The 23,589-nt window shown below is 68.7% G+C and carries 15 protein-coding genes; 11 read left to right on the forward strand and 4 right to left on the reverse strand.

Translation table 11 applies throughout. The features are described from left to right. The first annotated feature begins 10 nt into the window (after window positions 1-10). From DFR69_RS14775 to DFR69_RS14820, 10 genes are all read left to right on the forward strand, one after another. Window positions 11-1,081 (forward strand): alpha/beta hydrolase, encoded by a 1,071-nt coding sequence (locus DFR69_RS14775; protein WP_167456265.1) that lies wholly within the window; start codon window positions 11-13, stop codon window positions 1,079-1,081. A gap of 268 nt (window positions 1,082-1,349) precedes the next feature. Then, the gene (locus DFR69_RS14780) at window positions 1,350-2,405 is read left to right on the forward strand and encodes an alpha/beta hydrolase (protein WP_244198256.1); all 1,056 of its coding nucleotides are present in this window, start codon (window positions 1,350-1,352) and stop codon (window positions 2,403-2,405) included. Window positions 2,406-2,629: 224 nt separating this feature from the next. Further along, window positions 2,630-3,664, forward strand: coding sequence for an alpha/beta hydrolase (locus tag DFR69_RS14785; RefSeq protein ID WP_244198257.1), 1,035 nt, complete (start codon window positions 2,630-2,632; stop codon window positions 3,662-3,664). Window positions 3,665-3,851: 187 nt separating this feature from the next. Further along, complete coding sequence (locus tag DFR69_RS14790) at window positions 3,852-5,651, forward strand: alpha/beta hydrolase-fold protein (protein ID WP_110038078.1); 1,800 nt, start codon at window positions 3,852-3,854, stop codon at window positions 5,649-5,651. A 108-nt stretch (window positions 5,652-5,759) separates the two neighbouring features. Continuing rightward, window positions 5,760-6,254 carry a DUF732 domain-containing protein gene (locus DFR69_RS14795; RefSeq protein ID WP_110038079.1) on the forward strand — a complete coding sequence of 165 codons (495 nt, stop codon included), beginning with the start codon at window positions 5,760-5,762 and terminating at the stop codon, window positions 6,252-6,254. Further along, window positions 6,254-7,240 (forward strand): cutinase family protein, encoded by a 987-nt coding sequence (locus tag DFR69_RS14800; RefSeq protein ID WP_110038080.1) that lies wholly within the window; start codon window positions 6,254-6,256, stop codon window positions 7,238-7,240. The genes DFR69_RS14795 and DFR69_RS14800 overlap by 1 nt, the downstream gene beginning before the upstream one ends. Window positions 7,241-7,447: 207 nt before the next feature. Further along, a complete protein-coding gene (locus DFR69_RS14805) occupies window positions 7,448-8,467 on the forward strand; it encodes an LLM class F420-dependent oxidoreductase (RefSeq protein ID WP_110038304.1) in 1,020 nt (339 codons plus the stop codon). Window positions 8,468-8,678: 211 nt separating this feature from the next. Further along, the gene (fadD32, locus tag DFR69_RS14810) at window positions 8,679-10,595 is read left to right on the forward strand and encodes a long-chain-fatty-acid--AMP ligase FadD32 (RefSeq protein ID WP_110038081.1); all 1,917 of its coding nucleotides are present in this window, start codon (window positions 8,679-8,681) and stop codon (window positions 10,593-10,595) included. Window positions 10,596-10,686: 91 nt separating this feature from the next. Next, window positions 10,687-15,933: a polyketide synthase Pks13 gene (gene pks13, locus DFR69_RS14815; protein WP_186817299.1), complete on the forward strand. Its 5,247-nt coding sequence runs from the start codon at window positions 10,687-10,689 to the stop codon at window positions 15,931-15,933. After that, a complete protein-coding gene (locus DFR69_RS14820) occupies window positions 15,930-17,474 on the forward strand; it encodes an acyl-CoA carboxylase subunit beta (protein ID WP_110038082.1) in 1,545 nt (514 codons plus the stop codon). The genes pks13 and DFR69_RS14820 overlap by 4 nt, the downstream gene beginning before the upstream one ends. A gap of 59 nt (window positions 17,475-17,533) precedes the next feature. Here DFR69_RS14820 and DFR69_RS14825 read toward each other — a convergent pair whose 3' ends face one another. The 3 genes from DFR69_RS14825 to DFR69_RS14835 form a co-directional block, all read right to left on the reverse strand. Then, window positions 17,534-18,100 carry a Uma2 family endonuclease gene (locus DFR69_RS14825; RefSeq protein WP_110038083.1) on the reverse strand — a complete coding sequence of 189 codons (567 nt, stop codon included), beginning with the start codon at window positions 18,098-18,100 and terminating at the stop codon, window positions 17,534-17,536. Between the two features lie 145 nt (window positions 18,101-18,245). Beyond that, entirely contained in the window at window positions 18,246-18,743 is a 498-nt protein-coding gene (locus DFR69_RS14830; protein WP_110038084.1) for a peptidylprolyl isomerase, read from the reverse strand. A gap of 211 nt (window positions 18,744-18,954) precedes the next feature. Beyond that, complete coding sequence (locus DFR69_RS14835; protein WP_110038085.1) at window positions 18,955-19,602, reverse strand: hypothetical protein; 648 nt, start codon at window positions 19,600-19,602, stop codon at window positions 18,955-18,957. A gap of 418 nt (window positions 19,603-20,020) precedes the next feature. Between DFR69_RS14835 and DFR69_RS14840 the strand changes: the two genes are divergently transcribed. Continuing rightward, on the forward strand, window positions 20,021-23,353 hold the full coding sequence (locus DFR69_RS14840; protein WP_167456266.1) for an arabinosyltransferase domain-containing protein: 3,333 nt from the start codon (window positions 20,021-20,023) through the stop codon (window positions 23,351-23,353). 73 nt (window positions 23,354-23,426) lie between these two features. Here the strand turns inward: DFR69_RS14840 and DFR69_RS34455 are convergent, their stop codons facing one another. Next, a complete protein-coding gene (locus tag DFR69_RS34455; RefSeq protein ID WP_167456241.1) occupies window positions 23,427-23,588 on the reverse strand; it encodes a hypothetical protein in 162 nt (53 codons plus the stop codon). Window position 23,589 lies beyond the last annotated feature (1 nt).

Here is a 23,589-nt window from a genome sequence, read left to right on the forward strand (position 1 = left end):
CCAAAACAGAATGCGTGGCGGACGTCTCAGAGCCCGGGGAGCCGGCTGGCTCAAGCGATCGGTGCTGCTCTCCCTGGCTGTAGTGCTCCCGATCGGTGCGGCGGTGGCTGGTCCCACCGGCACCGCGTCGGCGGCCTTCGATCCCAGTGGCTTCGACTTCTGGGTCGACTCCGAGATGGGCCCGATCAAGTCGCGGATCTTCCGCGCCGCGGACGGCAACACCGGCCGCGTGGTGTACGCGCTCGACGGCATGCGGGCCCGCGACGACCTGAGCGGCTGGGAGATCGACACCAACGTCGCCCGCGCGCTCACCGCCGCCAACATCAACGTCGTGATGCCGGTCGGCGGCCAGTCCAGCTTCTACGCCGACTGGAACGCGCCGAGCAACTTCTTCGGCCTCGACGCCGGTTCGGGCGGCAGCTCCACCGGTTCGGCGGCCACGGGTTCGGCGATGACCGGTTCGTCGATCGCGCCTGCTCAGGTGGCGGGCAAGAAGAACACCTACAAGTGGGAAACCTTCCTCACCCAGCATTTGCGCAACGCGCTGTCGAGCCGCCTCGGCTTCAACCCCAACAACAACGGCGTGTTCGGCCTGTCGATGGGCGGCTCCGCCGCGCTGACGCTGGCCGCCTACCACCCGGACCAGTTCAGCTTCGCCGGGTCGTTCTCGGGCTACCTGAACATCTCGGCGCCGGGCATGCGTGAGGCGATGCGCGTCGCGATGGTGTCGGCCGGTGGCTTCAACATCGACGCGATGGCGCCGCCGTGGGGCCCGCAGTGGCTGCGGATGGACCCGTTCGTGTTCGCGCCGCGCCTGGTCGGCAACGGCACCCGCGTGTGGGTCTCGGCCGCCAGCGGCATCCCGGGCGCCGGTGACGTGTCCAACCCGATGGAGATCGTCCAGGGCGTGCCGCTGGAGCTGCTCGCGATGGTCAACAGCCGGGCCTTCCAGGTCCGTATGGCCACCCTCGGCGGCGGCAACGCGCACTTCGATTTCCCGATCACCGGCGTGCACAACTGGCGCAACTGGGAGACCGAGGTCAACCGGATGATTCCGGATCTGTCGGCCAATATCGGCTAGCTCGACCCGCACTTCCGAAAACCGCCCCGGCGCCCTGCGCGCCGGGGCGGTTTTCTCGTTTCCGTCACGATCCGAGAGCCGGCCGGTGACGAATCACCGATGGCAGGTCACCGTGAGTTGTGCTCCGGGTCACTTTCCAGCAACATGTAGGCATTCGCCGCGATTGATACAGAGTGAGCATGCGTCGAGGTGATCGACGTCCGATGAGGGATCCGACCGTGTAGCTCGGGGTTTGCGCAGTCGGTCTGCCGAGAAAGGTCTAGTCGAAATGCGAACACTGCGCCCGAAGCGCGTGAAGACCGCAGCCCCGCGTTCCTGGGCGCGTCGTCTGGCAGCCGGGATCTCGATGGCCCTGCTGGTTCCGATCGGAACCGCCGTGGCGGGCGGCGTCGCCCCCGCCACCGCCGGTTTCAACCCCGCCGCGTTCGACTTCTGGGTCGACTCGGGCATGGGCCCGATCAAGTCGCGCATTCTGCGCGCGGCCGACGGCAACACCAATCGAGTCGTCTATGTCCTCGACGGCATGCGCGCGCCGGAGCATCTCAACGGCTGGGAGATCGAAACGGATATCCCGAACGCGCTCGCCAGGGCGAATATCAACGTGGTGATGCCGGTCGGCGGTATGTCGAGCTTCTACGCCGACTGGAACTCGCCGAGTGAATTCTTCGGCATTCCCGGCAGCGGCGCGCCCGCCTCCGGCTCCGGCGCAGGCAATGCCCTCTCCGGCGGGCCCGGCAAGAGCTACCGCTATCAGTGGGAATCCTTCCTCACCAACGACCTGCGCAACGCGCTGGCCGACCGCCTCGGGTTCAACCGCTACCGCAACGGCGTGTTCGGCCTCTCGATGGGTGGTTCCGCGGCGCTCACGCTGTCGGCCTACCACCCTGACCAGTTCTCCTTCGCCGGCGCGTTCTCGGGCTACCTGAACATCTCCGCGCCCGGCATGCGCGAGGCCATCCGCATCGCGATGCTCGACGCGGGCGGCTACAACGTGGACTCCATGGCCCCGCCGTGGGGCCCGCAGTGGCTGCGGATGGACCCGTTCGTGTTCGCCCCGAACCTGGTCGGCAACAACACCAGGCTCTGGATCGCGGCCGCGTCGGGCCTGCCGACCAACACCGACGGGCCGAGCATGGGCACCGTCAACGGCATGGCGCTGGAGGCGCTGGCGCTGGCCAATACGCGGGCCTTCGAGGTGCGCATGGCGACCCTCGGCGCGCGCAACGTCACCTACTCCTACCCGGCCTACGGCATCCACGCCTGGAACAACTGGAATGACGAGGCGCTGCGGATGATCCCGGATTTGTCGAACAACATCGGCTAGGCCACGCCACAACGATCGTCCGGCGCATTCGTGCGCCGGACGTTTGTTTTCCGAGGCGAGTTCTGTTGCCCTTGCAAGTAATTCGCGGGTCGAATATCCTCCAGCGAGCGAAAGTGTGACCAGATCGTTGTTTCACCTGTCTGATCGGCCGGACTGTCGGGATCCGGGCGATGTCCCTGGGCGGGTCTGGCACGCCACAACAGCAGAAAGAGAGCGGAATTCACATGCGTTTCGGCAAGGCCGCCGCGCCGAAGGGTGACCAGCCGGGCACGTCCCGGGGCATTGCACCTCGAGGTTGGCGTCATCGAATTCTGGCTGTCGGCGCCGCGGCACTCGTGCTGCCGATCGCGGCGGGGGCGGCCCCGACGGCGTTCGCCGCCCCGGTGTCGGCGCCGGCGCTGCGGGCCCCGGCCGGTGGCTACGAAGAGCTGATGGTTCCGTCGAAGATGGGCCCGGTCAAGGTCCAGGTGCAGTGGGCGCGCAACGGTGGCAACGCCGCGCTCTACCTGCTCGACGGCCTGCGCGCCCGCGACGACCGCAACGCCTGGTCCTTCGAGACCAACGCGATGCAGCAGTTCGCCAACGACAACGTCACCCTGGTGATGCCGGTCGGTGGCCAGTCCAGCTGGTACGCCGACTGGACCGCCGCCTCCAACACCAACGGCCAGAAGACCACCTACAAGTGGGAGACCTTCCTGACCGAGGAGCTGCCCGCCTTCCTCGAGGGCTACGGCGTCTCCCGCACCAACAACGCGGTGCTCGGCCTCTCGATGAGCGGCCCGGCCGCGCTGCGCCTGGCCGCGCTGCACCGCGACCAGTTCAAGCACGCCTCCTCGCTCTCGGGCCCGCTCAACTGGGGCGCCCCGGGCATGCGTGAGGCCATCCGCGTGATGATGCTCGACGCGGGCCGCTTCAACGTCGACTCCATGGCCGCTCCGTGGAGCCCGGCGTGGCTGCGGATGGACCCGATGGTGTTCGCGCCCGAGCTGCGCGGCCTGCCGATGTTCATCTCCACGGCCAACGGCCTGCCCGGTCAGCACGACCGTCCGGCCGGCCTCGGCGGCCTCTACAACACCGCCAACGCCATGGGCATCGAGGCCATCTCGATGGTGAGCACCTTCTCGTTCCGCAACCGCCTGAACTCGCTCGGCATCAACGCCGTCTACGACTTCCCGGCCAGCGGCACGCACTCGTGGAAGTACTGGGAAGACGAGCTGTGGAAGGCCCGTCCGCACATCCTCGGTGCGCTGGGCGCCTGATAGTTTCCGCTCAGCAACGCTGACAAGACCGGTTCACCCGCAGGGTGAGCCGGTCTTTTTGCTGTGCGCGGCTCTCGCGTGTCTTCCCCGGTTATCGGCCGGTACTGCGGTACAACCAACGATGAGGCAGGCCGTGGGTGGGGGATGAGGAGGGTCGCGCGTGTTGAAACATCGTGTCCGAGCGCCGATGCGGCGGATCCTCGGCATCGCGGCCATGACCGCGGCCCTGTTGGCGCCGGCCGTCGCCGTGCCCGCCCAGGCGCAGGCCCAGGCCGGGGTGGCGGGCGTGCAGCGGGTGGAATGGCTCTCCGACCGCCGGGTGGCGCTGTGGGTGTTCTCGCCCGCGATGAACACCCCGATCCAGGTGCAGATGCTGCTGGCGCGCGACTGGAACGCCAAGCCCGACGCCAAGTTCCCGATGTTGCTGATGCTCGACGGCCTGCGCGCCCAGGACGACGAGAACGGCTGGACCAAGGACGCCGACGCCGAGGTCTTCTACGGCGACAAGAACGTGAACGTGGTGCTCCCGGTCGGCGGCCAGTCCAGCTTCTACGCCGACTGGCTCGAGCCGTCGAACGGGCACCTCTACAAATGGGAGACGTTCCTGACCAAGGAACTGCCCGCCGTGCTCGAACGCGACTGGCGGACCACGGATGTGCGTGGCGTCCAGGGCCTTTCGATGGGCGGCACCGCCGCGATGAATCTGGCCGGCCGCAATCCGGGCCTGGTGAAGTACGCGGCGTCGTATTCGGGCCTGCTCACCACCACCACGCTCGGGATGCCGCAGGCGATCGAGTTCGCGGTCCGCGACGCGGGCGGCTTCGATTCCGCGGCGATGTGGGGCCCGCCCGGGGGTCCGGAATGGGCCGCGCACGATCCGTACCTGCTGGCCGAGCATCTGAAGGGCATCAGCATGTACGTCTCCAGCGGCAGCGGCCTGGCCGGCGCCAACGATCCGGCCGGTCCGGTGCCGCTGGTGAGCGGCAACTGGGCGGGGACCGGGCTGGAGATCCTGGCGCGCATGTCGACGGAGAACTTCGTCGGCAAGCTGGAGAAGCTGGCCATCCCCGTGCAGGCGAACTACCGCCCCTCCGGCATCCACACCTGGCCCTACTGGGATTTCGAGATGCGGCAGTCGTGGCCGCAGGCGGCCGCGGCGCTCGGCACCGAACCCGGTGCGCCCGCATGCGGACTCGGCGGGGCCATCGCCGGGGTGGCGCAGGCGGCCAACTGGCTGGGCAACTGTGTGACCGGCGAGTACCCGGTGGGCTCCGGCGTGGTGCAGGACTTCCTCAACGGCCGGGTGTTCCATTCCGCGGCGACCGGCGCGCAGGTGGTCGCCGGGCGCATCGGTGGCACGTATGCCGGTGTGGGCGGGCCGCTTTCGCCGCTGGGCATGCCCACCGAGGGCGAGCGGGCGCTGCCCGACGGGCGCGGCCGCATGCAGTCCTTCGAGGGCGGCGCGATCTACTGGACGCCGCAGACCGGCGCGCAGGTGGTGCGCGGCGCGTTCCTGGAGGCGTGGGGCAAGCAGGGCTTCGAGGGCGGTCCGGCCGGGTATCCCGTCGCCGCCGAGGCGAAGACGCCGAGCCGGGACGGGTCCGTGCAGTCCTTCGAGCACGGCCCGATGTTCTACAGCCCCGCCACCGGCGCGCACCGGGTGCAGGGCTTCATTCTGGACAAGTACGCCGCGCTCGGCTTCGAGAACAGTCCGCTCGGCTTCCCGGTCGCCGAGGAGGCGCCGCTGAAGGATCTCGGCCGGTACAGCCGGTTCGAGGGCGGCAACATCTACTGGAGCCCGCTGTCGGGCACCTGGGCGGTGCGCAACGGCCCCGTCGCCGACGCCTGGGCCGCGCAGGGGTTCGAGAACGGCAGGCTCGGTTATCCGGTGAGCGACGAGTTCCCGGTCCCCGGTGGCGTTCAGCAGAATTTTCAGACCGGGTTCATCGTGGTGAAGGGCGGCAAATCCGAAGTTCACGGGGTGTGAGCCCGGGCTGAGAACTCTCTGAGCATCGCCCTGCGGTACCCGGTGGCGCCGTTTGTCCGGCTAACCTGGGCTGCGACCGCTTCCCTGACGAATGATCGAGGAAAGACATTGCATCGGATCCCTGGCAAGGTTGCCGGATCGGTCGCGGCCCTGGCTGCCGTCGCCCTGTTGTCGGCATGTGGTGACAACGACTCCACCGCGTCGCAGACGCCGACGCTCTCGTCGAGCGCCGCGGCGGCCACGTCCTCGGCGAAGCCGAGCACCACCGTCGTCACCCCGCCCTCGGAGGCCGACCCGACCACGTCCGCCGAGCTGCCTGAGCCCGCGCCGGAGGTCACCGAGCCGGTCGGGCCCACCTCCGCCAAGGACGACGCCTTCCTCGCCGAGCTGGCCAAGAACGGCATCAAGCCCGCCGATCCGACGATCGCGCTGACCACGGCCAGCTACATCTGCTCCGCGAAGTCCACCGGGGCCAGCGACGCCGACATCGCCACCTTCGTCGGCGCGATGGCCGGTACCGACCCCGCCTTCGGCGATGCCAACATGGACGTCAACCGGGCAGCGCAGGTCTACATGGCGGCCGCGAACTCGACCTACTGCTGATGAACCGGCCGACGCGACGTTCCCGCAAGCTCTGGCCTGCGGGGTGCCTGACCGTGCTGGCGCTGATCGTGCTCGCGATCATCGTCATCGTGCTGCTCTGGTACCTGTTGGCAGGACGGTTGACCCCGCCGGGCCCCACCCCGCCCGGCCCGCCGCCACCGACGTCGCAGTCGGCCGATTGTCCCGATGTGATGCTGCTCTCGATTCCGGGCACCTGGGAGTCGTCGAGCACCGATGATCCGTACAACCCGCACGCCAATCCGATCTCGCTCATGCTCAGCGTGAGCGGGCCGTTGCGCGAGCAGTTCCCCGACGACCGGCTCGAGGTCTACACGGTGCCCTATGTGGCCCAGTTCTCGAACCCGATCGCGATCCCGCCGGACGGCCAGGCCTCTTACAACAACAGCCGCACCGAGGGCACGGCCCGCGCCACCGACATCCTGGCCCAGCGGCACAAGCAGTGCCCGCTGACCACCTACGTCATCGCAGGCTTCTCGCAGGGCGCGGTCATCGCCGGTGACGTCGCCGCGCAGATCGGCGCGGGCAACGGCCCTGTCCCCGCCGACAAGGTGCTCGGCGTCACCGTGATCGCCGACGGCCGCCGCACCGGCGACACCGGGCCCGGCCAGCCGGTCGAGATCGGCGATCCGCCGCCGCCAGGACAGGGCGCCGAGGTGGCGCTGCGCGGTGTCAATGTCCCTGGCATCAGCATGACCGGCGCGCGGCCCGGCGGGTTCGGCTCGCTGGCGCCGAAGGTGAACTCGATCTGCGCCCCCGGCGACATGATCTGTGACGCGCCGCGCCAGGCCCTGAATCCGGCCAACGCGCTGAGCAGCCTCGGCGCGCTGATCCGCTCGGCGGGCAACCCGGTGCACGCCCTCTACGCCTCCAACACCGTCGACGGGCAGGGCACCACCGCCACCCAGTGGACGGTGAACTGGGCGGCCGGGCTGATCGAGAACGCTCCTCATCCACCACATTCCTGAGCGGCCAGGAGTCGGAGTATTCACAGTCACAGCGGGTGTGTGATTGCCATGGTTCATGCCTCGCTGTGACATCCGCACTCCCATTCGCCCGCACGCTGTAAAGTGCGCTGATGATCGCGCCGTCTTCCTCCGCTACCGCGGAGTAGCGGCGGGCCCGTGTACACCGCCAAGCACGCGCTGCGTGCAACAGCCAGGAGCGATGAGTTCATGACCGAAGCTGCCGCACCCGTCGGTGAGACGACCGCGCTGGGTACGCCGCTGCGTCCGTTCCGCTTCGGAGCGGCCGGAGAGGGCAACAAGCAGGAGGGCGGGGCGCGCAAGTTCGTCCAGACCGCGCAGCAGGCCGAGGAATACGGGTACGACACCTTCTTCGTGCCCGATCATCTGGGCGACCAGATCGGCCCGATCGCCGCGCTGGGCGCGCTCACCCAGGCCACGGACAAGATCCGGCTCGGCACCTCCGTGCTGGCCAACGGTTTCCGCCACCCCGTCGTGCTGGCCAAGGACCTGGCCACCATCGACGTGCTGTCGAAGGGCCGCCTCGAGGTCGGCGTCGGCGCCGGCTGGATCAAGGAGGAGTTCGACAACGCGGGCATCCCGTTCGAGCGTCCCGGCGTCCGGCTGGAGAAGCTCGACGAGTCGCTGACCATCCTGGACACGCTGCTGCGCGGCCAGGAGTGCAACTTCGAGGGCAAGCACTACCAGGTGCGGGGGATCAAGGGCACCCCGCGCCCGCGGCAGGGCCCGCGTCCGCCGCTGTGCACCGGTGGCGGCGGCCCGAAGATGCTCGCGCTGGCGGCCAAGCACGCCGACATCGTCTCGATCGTCCCGCAGACCACCAAGAACGGTAAGGGCCTGCTGTCGGGCATCACGCTCGAGAAGACGATCGAGAAGGTCGAGATCGTCAAGGCCGCTGCCGGCGACCGTTTCGCCGACATCGAACTGAACTGGGCGATCACCGCGATCGTCATCACCGACGACCGGGAGAAGACCGCGGAGATGGCGTTGAACGCGATCGCCCGCGGCCTGCATCCGAATCTCGAGGTCGACGTGGAACTCTCCGTCGAGGAGATCTTGAATTCGCCGTACGTCGCGATCGGCACCTTCGAGGAGATCGCCGAACAGATCAAGCGTGTGCGCGAACTCACGTCGATGTCGTATGTGGGCATCTTCCCCACCCAGATGGACGCTTTCGCGCCTGTCATTCCGCTGCTGCGGGAGGACTGAGCGGGGGTTCTCTGTAACATGACTCTGGTTTGAGAACATCTAGCCGATAGCGGTCACCGCGCAGACCGCTCGAAAATCCGCAGGTTGTCATGACGCACGTGGTGCGTGTTCCGGCGACCGGTGGCGATAGCGAGTCGGGGCCTCACAGGTGTCAACGCCACAGCGCGTTGGGAGAATTCACCGGTGTCCGGGCCTCGGAGGAGAAGAAGGAATGGAAGAGACTTTCGACGACTACCTGGACGAGACCGGGAACATTGTGATTCCCGAGGGTCGGACCCTGGTCGATCACGTCGAGAAGCACACCCGTAACGATGCGAATACGCTCGCGTACCGCTACATCGACTACTCGCGCGAGCGCGACGGCGAGGTGCACGAGCTGACCTGGCAGGAGTTCGGAGTTCGGCTGCGCGCGGTAGCCGCTCGCCTGCAGCAGGTGACCAATCCGGGCGACCGGGTCGCGATCCTCGCCCCGCAGGGCCTGGACTACGTGATCTCCTTCTTCGCCGCGATCTACGCGGGCACCATCGCCGTGCCGCTGTTCGATCCCGACGAGCCGGGTCACACCGACCGCCTGCACGCCGTCCTCGGTGACTGCGAGCCGTCGGCGATCCTCACCGCGACCTCCTCGGCCGCCGGTGTCCGGCAGTTCTTCCGTTCGCTGCCGGCCGCGCAGCGTCCGCGCATCATCGCCGTCGACGCGATCCCGGACACCCTCGGTGATTCCTGGGTCCGCCCCGACACCGCGATCGACGACATCGCCTACCTGCAGTACACCTCGGGCTCCACCCGGGTGCCCGCCGGCGTGGAGATCACCCACCGCGCGGTCGGCACCAACCTGCTGCAGATGGTCAAGGCCATCAACCTGGACTGGAACTCGCGCGGCGTCACCTGGCTGCCGCTGTTCCACGACATGGGTCTGCTCACGGTGATCCTGCCCGCCGTCGGCGGCCGCTACATCACCATCATGTCGCCGAGCGCGTTCGTGCGCCGCCCCTCGCGCTGGATCAACGAGCTGGCCGCCGTCTCCGACGGTGCCGGCACCTTCGCGGCCGCGCCGAACTTCGCGTTCGAGCACGCCGCGGCGCGTGGTCTGCCGAAGGCGGGCGAGTCGCTGGACCTGTCGAACGTGATCGGCCTGATCAACGGCTCCGAGCCGGTGACCGTCTCGTCGATGAAGAAGTTCAACGACGCGTTCGCCCCGTACGGCCTGCCCAAGACCGCGATCAAGCCCTGCTACGGCATGGCCGAGGCCACGCTGTTCGTCTCGGCGACCAAGGCCGAGGACGAGGCCAAGGTCGTCTACGTCGACCGGCACGAGCTGAACGCGGGCCGCATGGTGCGCGTGGAGCAGTCCGACGAGAACGCCATCGCGCAGGTCGCGTGTGGTTACGTCGCACTGTCGCAGTGGGCGACCATCATCGATCCGGAGTCGGTGGAGAGCCCCGAGGGCGGCCGTGAGCTGCCCGACGGCCGGGTCGGCGAGATCTGGCTGCACGGCAACAACATGGGCATCGGCTACTGGGGTCGCCCCGACGAGTCGACCAAGGCGTTCCGCAACAAGGTCACCGAGCGGCTGGCCGAGGGCAGCCATGCCGAGGGCACCGCGCCCGACGCCGACTGGCTGCGCACCGGTGACTACGGCGTGTTCTACGACGGCGAGCTCTACATCACCGGCCGCGTCAAGGACCTGGTGATCGTCGACGGCCGCAACCACTACCCGCAGGATCTGGAGTTCTCCGCGCAGGAGGCGTCCAAGGCGCTGCGGCCCGGTTTCGTCGCGGCCTTCGCGGTCCCGGCCAACCAGCTGCCCGCCGAGGTGTTCACCGCCGACAGCCATTCCGGCCTGAAGTTCGACGCCGACGACGCGTCCGAGCAGCTGGTCATCGTGGCCGAGCGTGGTCCAGGCGCGGGCAAGGCCGATCCGGCTCCGATCGCCGACGCGGTGCGCGCCGCGGTCTCGCAGCGCCACGGCGTGACCGCCCGTGACATCCTGCTGGTCCCCGCTGGCTCGATCCCGCGCACTTCCAGCGGCAAGATCGCCCGGCGGGCTTGCAAGGCCGCCTACCTCGAGGGAACGCTGCGCGGTGGTTACACCCAGCAGGCTTTCCCCGATGCACCGGAAGAGTAATCGGCCGACCGGTGAGCGACGCCCGGCGTGATACACGTCGGGCGTCATTCCACGGCGCGCCCTGTACGCAGACAGGTAGCTTGAGGAATTAATGGTTAACAACGACCGCTCCCAGGCAGGCGACGACCCCCAACAGTCGACCCCTGTCGGTGACAACGAGGGCACGCCCACCCCGAACCCCGAAACCCCCGCGACGACCACCCCCGACGGTGATCTCTCGGTCGCCGAGCTGCGCGAATGGCTGCGCCGCTGGGTCGCCGACGCGACCGGCCAATCCATCGACGCGATCACCGTCGACCGGCCGATGGAGGAGTTCGGGCTGGCCTCGCGCGACGCCCTCGCCCTCGGTGGCGACATCGAGGACTTCACCGGCGTCACCCTCGCCCCCACGGTGATCTACCAGCATCCGACCATCGCGTCGCTGGCCGAGATCATCGTCAACGGCGAGCCGGAGCTGCCCACCGAGGCGATCGAGGACTACGCCGCCGCCTATCAGCCCGGCGAGGCGCACGACATCGCCGTGGTCGGCCTGTCGACCCGGCTGCCCGGCGCGGGCACCACGCCCGAGTCGACCTGGGAGTTCATCATCGGCCGCGGTGACGCGATCCGTGAGCTGCCGGAGGGCCGCTGGGACGAGTTCCTCGGCGATCCCACCATCGCCGCCGCCGTGGCCGCGGGCAAGACCAGGGGCGGCTACCTGGACCAGGACGTCGTCAAGGGCTTCGACGCCGACTTCTTCGCCACCTCGCCGCTCGAGGCCGAGCGCATCGACCCGCAGCAGCGCCTGATGATGGAGCTCACCTGGGAGGCGCTCGAGCACGCGCGGATCCCGGCGAGCGACCTCAAGGGTTCGCCGGTCGGCATGTTCATCGGCTCCTCGACCAGCGATTTCCAGATGCTCGCCGCGCTCGCGCTCGGCAACGCCGACCCGAACGTGCCCGCCTCGGCCGAGGGCTACGCGATCATGGGCAGCTCCAACGGCATCATCGCCAACCGGGTGTCCTACTTCTACGACTTCCGCGGCCCGTCGGTCACCGTCGACACCGCGTGCTCGTCCACGCTGGTCGCGGTGCATCAGGCGGTGCGCGCGCTGCGTGACGGCGAGGCCGACGTGGCCCTGGCCGGTGGCGTGAACATGCTGCTGATGCCGATGACGACGCTCGGTTTCGCCCCCGGCACCTCCGAGGACGGCCGCATCAAGGCCTTCTCCAAGGACGCCGACGGCATGGTCCGCTCCGAGGGCGCCGGCCTGGTCGTGCTCAAGCGGCTCGTCGACGCCGAGCGCGACGGCGACCACATCTACGGCGTCATCAAGGGCACCGCGGTCAACAGCGACGGCCGCTCCAACGGCTTGCTCGCGCCGAACCCGGAGGCCCAGGCCGACGTGCTGCGCCGGGCCTACCGTGACGCGGGCATCGCCCCCTCCTCGGTCGACTACATCGAGGCGCACGGCACCGGCACCCCGATCGGCGATCCGATCGAGGCCGAGGCGCTGGCCCGCGTCGTCGGTCGCGGTCGCGAGGCCGACAAGCCCGCCCTGCTCGGCTCGGTGAAGACCAACTTCGGTCACCTGGAGTCCGGCGCCGGTGTGCCGAGCCTCGCGAAGGTGCTGATGTCGTTCCAGCACAACGTGATTCCGCCGAACATCAACTACGCGGGCCCGAGCCCGTACATCCCGTTCGAGCAGGCCAACCTCAAGGTCGTCGACGAGCCGACCGAGTTCCCCCGCTACAGCGGCGTGGCGACCGTCGGTATCTCCGGCTTCGGCTTCGGTGGCACCAACGCGCACGTCGTGCTGCAGGAGTACGTGCCGGGCGCCGCCGCCGTCGTGGACGTGACGCCGGAGCAGGTCGCCGCCGAGGAGATCGAGGACGAGGAGACCACCGATGTGGTCGCCGAGGCGACCGCGATCACCGAGGCCGCCGCCGAGCCGCTGCCGGAGTGGGACGGCGAGCGCGCCGAGCCGCTGCCGGTGATCCTGGCCGTGTCCGCCTACCTGCCCTCGCGGCGCAAGCGTGCCGCCGCCGACCTGGCCGACTGGCTGGAAGGCCCGGGCAAGGACGTGCCGCTGGCCGATGTGGCCCGGGCGCTGGCCAAGCGCAGCCACCAGCGTTCGCGCGGTGTGGTGCTGGCCAAGACGCACGAGGAGGCCGTCGCCGGTCTGCGCGCCATCGCCGAGGGCAAGCCGGGCGCCGGTGTGTTCACCGCCGACTCGCCCGCGTCCAACGCGCCGGTCTGGGTGCTGTCCGGTTTCGGTTCGCAGCACCGCAAGATGGGCAAGCAGCTCTACGGCGAGAACCGGATCTTCCGCGAGACCGTCGACGCGGTCGACGAGCTGGTGCAGGACGAGGCAGGCTACTCGATCCGCGAGATGTTCCTCGACGACGAGCAGGACTACGACGTCGGCACCTGCCAGGTCGGCATCTTCACCATCCAGCTCGGCCTGGCCGCGCTGCTGCGCGCGCACGGCGCGGAACCCGCTGCCGTGGTGGGTCATTCGATGGGTGAGGTCGCCGGCGCGTACATCGCGGGCGGCCTGACGATCGAGGACGCGGTGCGCGTGATCTGCGCCCGTTCGCGCCTGATGGGCGAGGGCGAGCAGATGATCACCGAGGACGACGTGCGCAACATGGCGCTCGTCGAGCTCAGTGCCCACGATGTCGCCCAGCTGCTGGAGCGTTTCCCCGACGTGGAGTGCGCGGTGTACGCCGCGCCGACCAACACCGTCATCGGCGGACCGCGCGAGCAGGTCGAGCAGATCGTCGCCGAGGTGGAGGGCATGGGCAAGTTCGCCCGCATCCTGCCCACCCGCGGCGCCGGCCACACCTCGCAGATGGACCCGCTGCTCGGCGAGCTGGCCGCGGAACTGGCCGGCATCGAGCCCACCTCGCTCACCACCGGTCTGTACTCGACCGTGCACGAGGGCCTGTACTTCAAGCCCGGCTCCGATCCGGTGCACGACGAGCCCTACTGGGTGAAGAACATGCGCGGCAGCGTGTACTTCACCAACGCGGTCAAGGCCGCCGTCGACTCCGGGCACACCACGTTCCTCGAGCTGGCGCCCAACTCCGTCGCGCTGATGCAGGTGCTCGGCACCACGTTCGCGGCGGGCGTGCACGACGCCCAGCTCATCCCGACGCTCAAGCGCAAGGAGGACGAGTCCGCCGGCGTCATCGGCGCGCTCGCCCAGCTCTACGTGCACGGCCACACCGTGAACCTGAGTTCGCTGCTGCCCGAAGGCGATTACGCCGACGTGCCGCGGACCGCGTTCCTGCGCAAGGAATACTGGCCCAAGGTCACGATGTCGGCCGGCGGCGGCAACGCCAAGGTGCCCGGCGCGCACGTCGCGATGCCCGACGGCCGCCACGCCTGGGAGGTGCAGGCCGCTTCGGTCAGCGACCTCACCGCGCTGGTGCAAGCCGCTGCCGCGCAGGTGCTCTCGGATGTGGCCGTGTCGGTCACGCATCCGCACGCCGCGCTGCCGAGCACCGGCACCCTGACCACCACCCTCACCCCGCACCTCGGTGGCGCGTCGGTGCAGGTGCACGCCAAGGACGCCGGCGGCTTCACGCTGCTGTTCGACGCGGTGGTCACCTCCGGTGCCGCGCTGCCCGAACCCGTTGTCGCCGTGGCCGAACCGGCCGCCGTCGAGCCGACCGCCGCCGAGGTGGCGGTGGCCACCAGCGATCGCTGGGACCCGAACGGCAGCGAGACCGTCGAGCAGCGGCTGTGCGTGATCGTCGCCGAGTCCATGGGCTACGCCGTCGAGGACCTCCCGATGGAAATCCCGCTGATGGAGCTCGGCCTCGACTCGCTGATGGCCATGCGCATCAAGAACCGCGTCGAATACGAATTCGACATCCCGCAGCTGCAGATCTCCGCGGTCCGCGACGCCAGCCTCAACGAGGTGTCGAAGGTGCTGCGCTACGCCATCGAGCACCGCGACGAGATCGCGGCGATGGCGGAGAAGCAGGCCGCGGCCAAGGCGGCGGGCGAGGACGTCGAGATCGGCGTCGACGCGAACTTCGTCGAGGCGGCGCGCGCGGCGATCGCGGCGGGCGATGATCCGCTGGCCGCGGCGAAGGCCGCCGGTGCGGAACTGCCGTCGGAGGAGGTTGTGGCCGAACCGGTTTCGGAAGCCGCTGCCGAATCGGCGCCGGCAGCCGCGTCCCCGGCTGCCGCTGCGCCGGTGGATGCCGCGCAGGTGACCCCGGACGTGGACTACTCGGCACCGGCCGGCGACGAGGACAACGTTCCGCCACGTGACGCGGCCGAGCGCCTGGCCTACGCCACCTGGGCGGTCGTCACGGGCACGTCGCCCGGCGGCATCTTCAACACGCTGCCGATCCTGGAAGAGGACGTCGCCGAGAAGATGGCGGCGCGCCTCACCGAACGGGTCAAGGCCGAGGTCACCGTCGACGACGTGCTCGACTGCGAGACCATCGAGCAGCTGTCCGAGGTCGTGCGCACCTTGCAGGACAGCGGGGCCGACGTGGACGGCTTCGTCCGCCCGCTGCGTGCTCGTGCCGAAGGCTCCACCGCCACGCCGGTTTTCGTGTTCCACCCGGCCGGTGGCAACACTCTCGTCTACGAGCCGCTGCTCAAGCGACTCCCCGCCGACACTCCGATGTACGGCATCGAGCGGGTCGACGGTTCCATCGAGGAACGGGCCAGGGAGTACCTGCCGGAACTGCGCAAGATCCAGGGCGACGGCCCGTACGTGCTGTACGGCTGGTCCCTGGGCGCGGTGCTGGCCATGCAGGTCGGCCAGCTGCTGCGCGAGGAAGGGGCCGATGTGCGCTACGTCGGCCTGATCGACCTCGCGATGACCGTCGAAGACGAGGACAACAGCCCCGAGGAGCGTGTCCGCCGCCTCGAGCGCTACCAGGCCTTCGCCAAGAAGACCTACAACGTCCCCGCCGAGCTCGATCGTTCACAGATCGAGGAACTGGCCGCGGCGTCCGACGCCGAGCAGTTCTCGATGATCAGCGACCTGATCAAGCTGTCCGGAGCGAAGATCCCCGGCGGTGTGCTGGAACACCAGCGGACCTCGTGGATCGAGAACCGGGCGCTCCAGCAGGTGCGGCCGCGCGAGTACGACGGTGATGTCGTGCTGTACCTGGCCGATCGCTACCACGATGGTGCGATCGAGCTCGAACCTCGATTCGCCCATCGCAAGCCCAACGGTGGCTGGGACGAATACGTGAAGAACCTGGAGGTCGTCCACATCCCGGGCGACCACTTGCAGATCGTCGACGAACCGCGGATCGGCCAGATCGGTGCCGACCTCGCCGCCAAACTGGCCGCGATTTCCGCAAAGGGAGAAGTACGTAAGTGAGCACGACCGCCGAAAAGCTTGCCGATCTGAACGAGCGGCTCGAGCTCGCCAAAGAGCCGACTGGCGCCAAGGGGATCGAGAAGCGGGCGCGTAAGGGCATTCCGAGTGCCCGCGACCGGATCAACATGCTGATGGACCCGGGCACGTTCGTCGAGATCGGCGCGCTGGTCCGCAAGTCCGGCGACGCGAACGCGCTGTACGGCGACGGCGTCGTGGTCGGCCACGGTCTCGTCGAGGGCCGCCCGGTCGCGGTGTTCTCCCACGATCAGACCGTTTACGGCGGTTCGGTCGGCGAGGCGTTCGGGCGCAAGCTGTGCGGCATCATGCAGTACGCCGCCAAGGTCGGCATTCCGCTGGTCGGCATCAACGATTCCGGCGGCGCGCGCGTGCAGGAGGCGGTCAGCTCGCTGGCCTGGTACGCCTGGATGGCGACCAACATGGAGCCGCTGTCGGGCATGGTGCCGCTGGTGTCGGTGATCCTGGGCAACTGCGCCGGCGGCGCGGTGTACCAGCCGATCTGCACCGACATCGTGGTGGCCACCGAGTCCGCGCACATGTTCGTCACCGGGCCGAAGGTGATCAAGGAGGTCACCGGCGAGGACGTGAGCCTCGAGGAGCTCGGCGGCGCGCGCACCCAGGCCGACTACGGCAACATCCACCATGTCGCCAAGGACGAGGAGTCCGCGTTCCAGTGGGTGCGCGAATACCTCGGCTACATGCCCACCAGCTGCCAGGAGCTGCCCCCGGTGGTGAACCCGGGCCTCGAGCCCGAGATCACCGACTCCGACCGGGAACTCAACACGTTCATGCCGGATTCGGACAACGCCGGCTACGACATGTACGACATCCTGTTGCGCATCTTCGACGACGGCGAGTTCAAGGAGATCAGCGGCGACACCGGGCCGAACATCATCACCGGTTTCGCCCGCGTCGACGGGCAGAGCGTCGGCGTGGTCGCGAACCAGCCGATGGCCTCGGCGGGCGCCCTCGATGCCCGTGCCTCGGACAAGGCCTCGCATTTCGTGCGCCTGTGCGACGCGTTCGAGATCCCGCTGATCTTCGTCGTCGACACCCCCGGCTTCCTGCCCGGCGTGGAGCAGGAGAAGGTCGGCGTGATCAAGCGCGGCGGCCGCTTCCTGTTCTCCTACGTGGAGGCCTCGGTCCCGAAGATCACCCTGGTGGTCCGCAAGTCCTACGGCGGCGGTTACGCGGTGATGGGCTCCAAGCAGCTCGGCGCCGACATCAACCTGGCCTGGCCCACCGCCCGCATCGCGGTCATGGGCGCCGAGAGCGCCATCGGCCTGCTCGGTGCCGCCCAGATCGCCGCGGCCCCCGAGGACCAGCGCGCCGCCGTCCGCCAGAACCTCATCGATTTCTACAACGCCAACGTGGCCACCCCCTGGGTCGCCGCCGAACGCGGCTTCATCGACGCGGTCATCGAACCGGCGACCACCCGCCTGGAAATCCGCCGAGCCCTGAAACTGCTCCAGGACAAGAAGATCCAGCGCAACCCCCGCAAGCACCACGTCCTGCCGCTGTAAGAAAACGAAGAACGGGCCGCCTCGATCACCGAGGCGGCCCGTTTCGCATGTCGCGGCGGCTAGACCTCGCCGAGGTCCACTTCGACCGAGAACGGGGCCGACGCCTTGACGATGCCGGTGAACATGTCGCCGGTGCGGTAGGTCCTGGTGACGGGGTCGAGGATGTAGGTGTAGACGAGCGGGACACCGGTCGCCGCCTGCTCGACCCGCCAGAAGAAGGCGATACCCGCCTTGGCATATTGGTCCAGCTTCACGATGCGGTCGGTGGTCTCCGAGCCGGGGGAGACGACCTCGACGACCATCAGCACATGCTCGGGCCTGGTCGGCGAGAGATCGATGGTGTCGGCCCGGTATACCACGACATCGGGGCGGCGGTTCGTCAGCGGTACGTCCTGGAGCCGGATGTCGAAGTCGGTATCGGCGTTCCAGTCGGCGCCCCCGGCGCTGTCCAGTGCGTTCGCCAGAACTCGGGCCAGCCGGTTGTGGCGCTTGGAGGCGCTCGGGCTCACTACCACCATCCCGTCGACGATTTCGATACCCGCGCACTGCTCCTCGGACCAGGAGTCGTAGACCTCCGCCGTGATCTGCTCATGCATCCACGCAGGGGGCGCTGTCTCGGCAGTCACGCACGCTCCTCTCGGACGCCTCTGAGCGGGTCCGATCCCGCCGATTCAGTGTACTCGGGGGCTGTCGGCCTGAAGGCCGGCGAGACGCGTACACGCGACGAGCCGCCACCGGGTCGGGTGGCGGCTCGGCGGTGGCGTCGAAAGGTCAGGCGATCGAGGCGGATTCGATGATGACGTCGTCGGTCGGGACGTCCTGGTGGGGGCCCGCGTTGCCGGTGGAGACGGCGGCGATCTTGTCGACGACCTCGGTGCCCTCGGAGACCTTGCCGAAGACGGCGTAGCCCCAGCCCTGGCTCTGGGGGGCGGTGTGGTTGAGGAAGGCGTTGTCGGAGACGTTGATGAAGAACTGGGCGGTGGCCGAGTGCGGGTCGTTGGTGCGGGCCATCGCGACGGTGTACTTGTCGTTCTTCAGGCCGTTGGCGGCCTCGTTCTGGATGGGGGCCTGGGTCGGCTTCTGCTTCAGGCCGGGCTCGAAGCCGCCGCCCTGGATCATGAAGTTGGGGATGACGCGGTGGAACACGGTCCCGTTGTAGTGACCCGCGTTCACGTAGTTGACGAAGTTGGCGACCGTGTTCGGCGCGGCCTGGTCGTCCAACTCCAGCACGATCGGTCCGTAATTGGTCACGAGATTCACCTTGGTCATGAGGTCGAGTCTAGGGATGCGCGCGCCCTGGAAGAGACGGGGGTCCGCGGCCGGGCGCCGCCGGTCGGCGGCCGGCGCGAATATTGCCTAGGATGTGAGGGAACCCGCGTGCGAGTGCGAGACGCACGCGGGTTCTTTTTCATCGCACAGTGCACACAATTCGAGATGACGTCGTCGCGTTACCGGTCATTCGAATTCACCCCGGGAATTGTCAGGGGCCGACCGTGATCGGCACCGACGGGGTGGTGGTGTTGGTGACCTTGTAGACGCCGGTCACCGAACCGGTGGTGGCGCTGGTCGGGCAGCCGAATCCACCGGTCACCTTGATGGGCGCGGGGGAATTCGTCGCCTGAACCGTCGACGGGTTGCCGTTGGTCCAGGTGCCCGCCAGCGAAGCGGGCGCGGTCGGGGCGACGACCACCTTGCAGGACGCCAGACCGCTGGTCTGGATGACCATGCCGCCGGTCGGCACGTTGATCGAGCCGGAGATCGGCGACCCGTTCTGGCCCGTGATGGACCAGCTGCCACTGGTGGTCACCGTGGCGCTCACGCCCCACATGCTGGTGGTGCAGCCGGTGAAGGTGGGTGCGCTGATCGGTACCGTGACCGGCCCACTCGGGTTGGTGTTGCCCGGTGCGGCGGGCACGGTTCCGGTCGCGCTCGAGGTCGAGCAGGTGATGGTGACACCGCCCGCCACGGCTTTGACCACGCCCTGGTTGGTGGCCTGTACCGCGGCGCCTGCCGGGCTGACCGTGGTCGAGGCCTGGGCCGCGGCGGGGCCGATACCGAACGACGCCGCGGCGACCGCACATCCGGCGGTCGCCAGTGCTGTGCGGGCGAAGAAGTTGCTGTTGAACATGCGTACTCCTTGGGTGAAAACGACACCTCCGAGATGTGAAGATGTCGTGTTCAAGAGTACGAAAGGCATTTTTCGGCATTGCGCAATTCGCGCCTACCATTTCATTTGGGAACCTTCGCGTTTCGGCCGCCGCGACGGCGATCCGCATTTACAATGCCGGACTGTAACCGTGTGTAACAGTTACTCCGCTTTTTAGCTATATGCATCGTGCACACTGTTAACATCGACAAACGCCTGTGCCCTGCGCGCGGCTCCCGCCGGACCTGGATCGATAGCCGATGGCGATGATGACGGAACGTCCGCACCCGCGAGGCATCCTTAATGAAATGCTTGAACTTCACACCAGCGGCGGCGGCGCGTCACGCAGCAGGGCGTGCGACCCGTCACAACGACCTGGGTGCGGATACCATGGCGAACCGTGCCAGACGCCGCAACTGCTGTTCTCACCAAGCCACCCGCCGAACCGGTGGTATCCGAGAAGGACTTCCGGATCGCGCGATGGATCGCGCTCGTCGCCGGCCTTCTCGGCGCCCTGTTCGCGGTGGCGACGCCCTTCCTGCCGGTCACCCAGACGACCGCGCAGCTGAACTGGCCGCAGAACGGCAAGCTCGGCAACATCCAGGCGCCGCTGATGTCGCAGGTGCCGATCGACCTGAACGCCACCATCCCGTGCTCGGCCGTCGCGACGCTGCCGGAGCAGGGCGGCATGCTGCTGGCCACCGCGCCGCCGCAGGGCGACCGGGCCGCGCTGGAGGCGCTGTTCGTCCGGGTCTCCGACACCTCGGTCGACGTGGTCGATCGCAACGCGGTGGTGGCCTCGGCCGAGCGGGCCGCGATGGACCAGTGCTCCTCGATCGTCATCAGCTCCGACCGCGACCGCACCACGGCCTCGTTCGAGGGCATGACCAAGGAGATCGAGCGGCCGATCCCCGGTCAGCCCGGCGCGGTGGAGACGGTGCGGGTCCCGGTGCAGGGACAGCTGGCCGGTGACCTGCGGCCGCAGATCGTCGGCGTCTTCTCCGATCTGAAGGGCTCGGTCCCGCAGGGGCTTTCGCTCACCTCGACGATCGACTCGCGCTTCTCCTCCAGCCCGTCGCTGATCAAGCTGATCGCGATCGTCGCGGCCGTGCTGTGCACGCTCATCGCGCTCGGCGCGCTGGCCAAGCTCGACGGCAGCGACGGCCGCGGGCATCGCCGCTTCCTGCCGAGGAACTGGCTGAAGCCCACCTGGGCCGACGGCGCGGTCATCGGCACCCTGCTGGTCTGGCATTTCGTCGGCGCCAACACCTCCGACGACGGCTACATCCTGTCGATGGTGCGCGTCGCCCCCGACGCCGGCTACATGGCCAACTACTTCCGCTGGTACGGCGTCCCCGAGGCGCCGTTCGGCTGGTACTACTACGTCATCCAGGTGTTCGCCGAGGTCTCCACGGCCAGCCCGTGGGTGCGCGTGCCCGCGCTGATCTGCGCGATCCTGTGCTGGATGGTCATCAGCCGCGAGGTGGTGCCCCGCCTCGGCAACGCGGTCAAGCGCTCGCAGGTGGCCCTGTGGACCGGCGGTCTGGTGTTCCTGGCCTTCTGGCTGCCGTTCGACAACGGTCTGCGCTCGGAGCCGATCGTCGCGCTCGGCGCGCTGCTCACCTGGGTCTCCATCGAGCGCGCCATCGCCACCGGCCGGCTGCTGCCCGCCGGGATGGCGGTGCTGATCGCGGCGTTCACGCTGGCCGCGGCGCCGACCGGGCTGATGTGTGTGGCCGCGCTGCTGGCCGGTATCCGGCCGCTCGTGCGGATCGTCGTGCGCAGGCATCGCCAGTTCAGCACCATCCCGCTGCTGGCGCCGATCGCCTCGGCGGGTCTGCTCGTGCTCGTGGTGGTCTACGGCGACCAGACCTTCGCCGGGATCCAGGAGGCCAACCGGGTGCGGCAGGCGACCGGGCCGAACCTGGCCTGGTACGAGGACTACCTGCGCTACTACTACATGTTCGTCGAGACTGTCGACGGCTCGCTGGCCCGCCGCTTCGCCTTCCTGGTGATGCTGCTGTGCCTGTTCACCACGCTGCTGGTGCTGCTGCGCCGCCGTCAGGTGCCGGGCGTCGCCTCCGGCCCGACCTGGCGGCTGATGGGCATCGTCTTCGGGACGATCTTCTTCATGATGTTCAACCCGACGAAGTGGACGCACCACTTCGGCGCGTACGCGGGCATCGCCGGTTCGCTGGCCGCGGTGACGGCGGTGGTCGTCTCGCAGAGCGCGCTGCGCTCGCGCAAGAACCGGGCCATCTTCCTGGCCGGACTGTTGTTCGTACTCGCGCTTTCGTTCTCCGGCATCAACGGGTACTGGTACGTCTCCAGCTACGGCGTGCCGTGGTTCGACAAAACCATCTCGCTGCGCGGCATCAACTCCAACACCGTGATGCTGATCCTGTTCGGCCTGGCGCTGGCGCTGGTCGGCTGGTACGCGCTGCGCGAGGACTACGTGAAACCGGTGCCCTCGGTGAAGACCAAGCGGGGCAGGCGGATCCGCAAGTTCGCGGCCATCCCGCTGACCGTCGTGGTCGGGCTGATGGTGGCGTTCGAAGTGCTCTCGCTGGTCAAGGGCGCCACCCAGCAGTACCCGGCGTACTCGCTGGCCCGCTCCAACACCGACGCCATCGGCGGCAACGCGTGCGGCCTGGCCAACGACGTGCTCGTGGAGTCCGACCCGAACGGCGGCAGGCTCGAACCGATCGTCGACCCGGCCCGCCCGTTCACCGATCCGAACGACCCGCTCGCGGGCACCGGCGCGGTCGGCTTCACGCCCAACGGCGTGCCGAGTGACCTCTCCGCCGACGCGGTCGAGGTGAAGCCGGGCACCGGCAACACCAGCAACCAGTCGGTGGGCGCCGCCTTCGCCGAGGGCGAGAGCGCAGGCACCGGCGGCGGCGAGGGCGCGCGCGGGGTGAACGGCTCGACCGTCGCGCTGCCGTTCGGCCTCGATCCCGCGCAGACCCCGATCCTGGGCTCCTACCAGGAGGGCGTGCAGCAGCCCGCGCACCTGGAGTCGGCCTGGTACGGGCTGCCCGCCCGCTCCGACGACTCGCCGCTGGTCGTGATCTCCGCGGCGGGCCGCATCGCCTCCAAGGACGACACCGGCGCCGACAAGTACGGCCAGTCGCTGCTCGTGGAGTACGGCACCAGGGCGCCGGACGGCAGCGTCACCCCGCTCGGCACCTACCTGCCCCGCGACATCGGCCCGTTCCCGTCCTGGCGCAACCTGCGCGTGCCGGTGGCCGACCTGCCCGCCGAGGCGAACGCGGTCCGCATCGTCGCCAACGACCCGATCCTGATCGGTGATCAGTGGCTGGCGTTCACTCCGCCGCGGGTGCCGAAGCTGCGCACCCTCGACAGCTACATCGGCCGTGATCAGCCGGTGCTGCTCGACTGGGCCGTGGGCCTGCAGTTCCCGTGCCAGCGTCCGTTCGCGCACAAGAACGGCGTCGCCGAGGTCGCGAACTACCGCATCCTGCCGGACCGCCCGCTGGCGATCTCCTCGACCGACACCTGGCAGGCGCAGGAGTTCGGCGGCCCGCTCGGCTTCACCCAGATGCTGGCGAACCGGGTCACCATCCCGACCTACCTGAAGGACGACTGGGCGCGCGACTGGGGTTCGCTGGAACGCTACGACCAGCACCTGCGCGCCGAGCCCGCGCAGCTGGAGACGGGGACGGCGACCCGCACCGGCCTGTGGACCCCCGGTCCGCTGCGGGTGTTCTGACCGGGCATTCGAAGATATGAAGGCGCGGACCACTTCGGTGGTCCGCGCCTTCGGTCGTTGATGGGGGTAGGAGTCAGACGCTGAGCATGCGACGGTTGAGGTCGCGGCGTAACACCTCTTGTGAGGGCAATCTGTCCAGCACCCGCATCACGGCCGGTCGTAGTTCCTTTTTCTCGTCTTCGCTGAGCAGCTCGACGAGATCTCCCAGATCCATGTCATCGAAGGCTCCTGTCATA

Origin of the sequence: Nocardia neocaledoniensis, assembly GCF_003182135.1 — a bacterium.
In the GTDB taxonomy this organism is placed as follows: domain Bacteria; phylum Actinomycetota; class Actinomycetes; order Mycobacteriales; family Mycobacteriaceae; genus Nocardia; species Nocardia neocaledoniensis.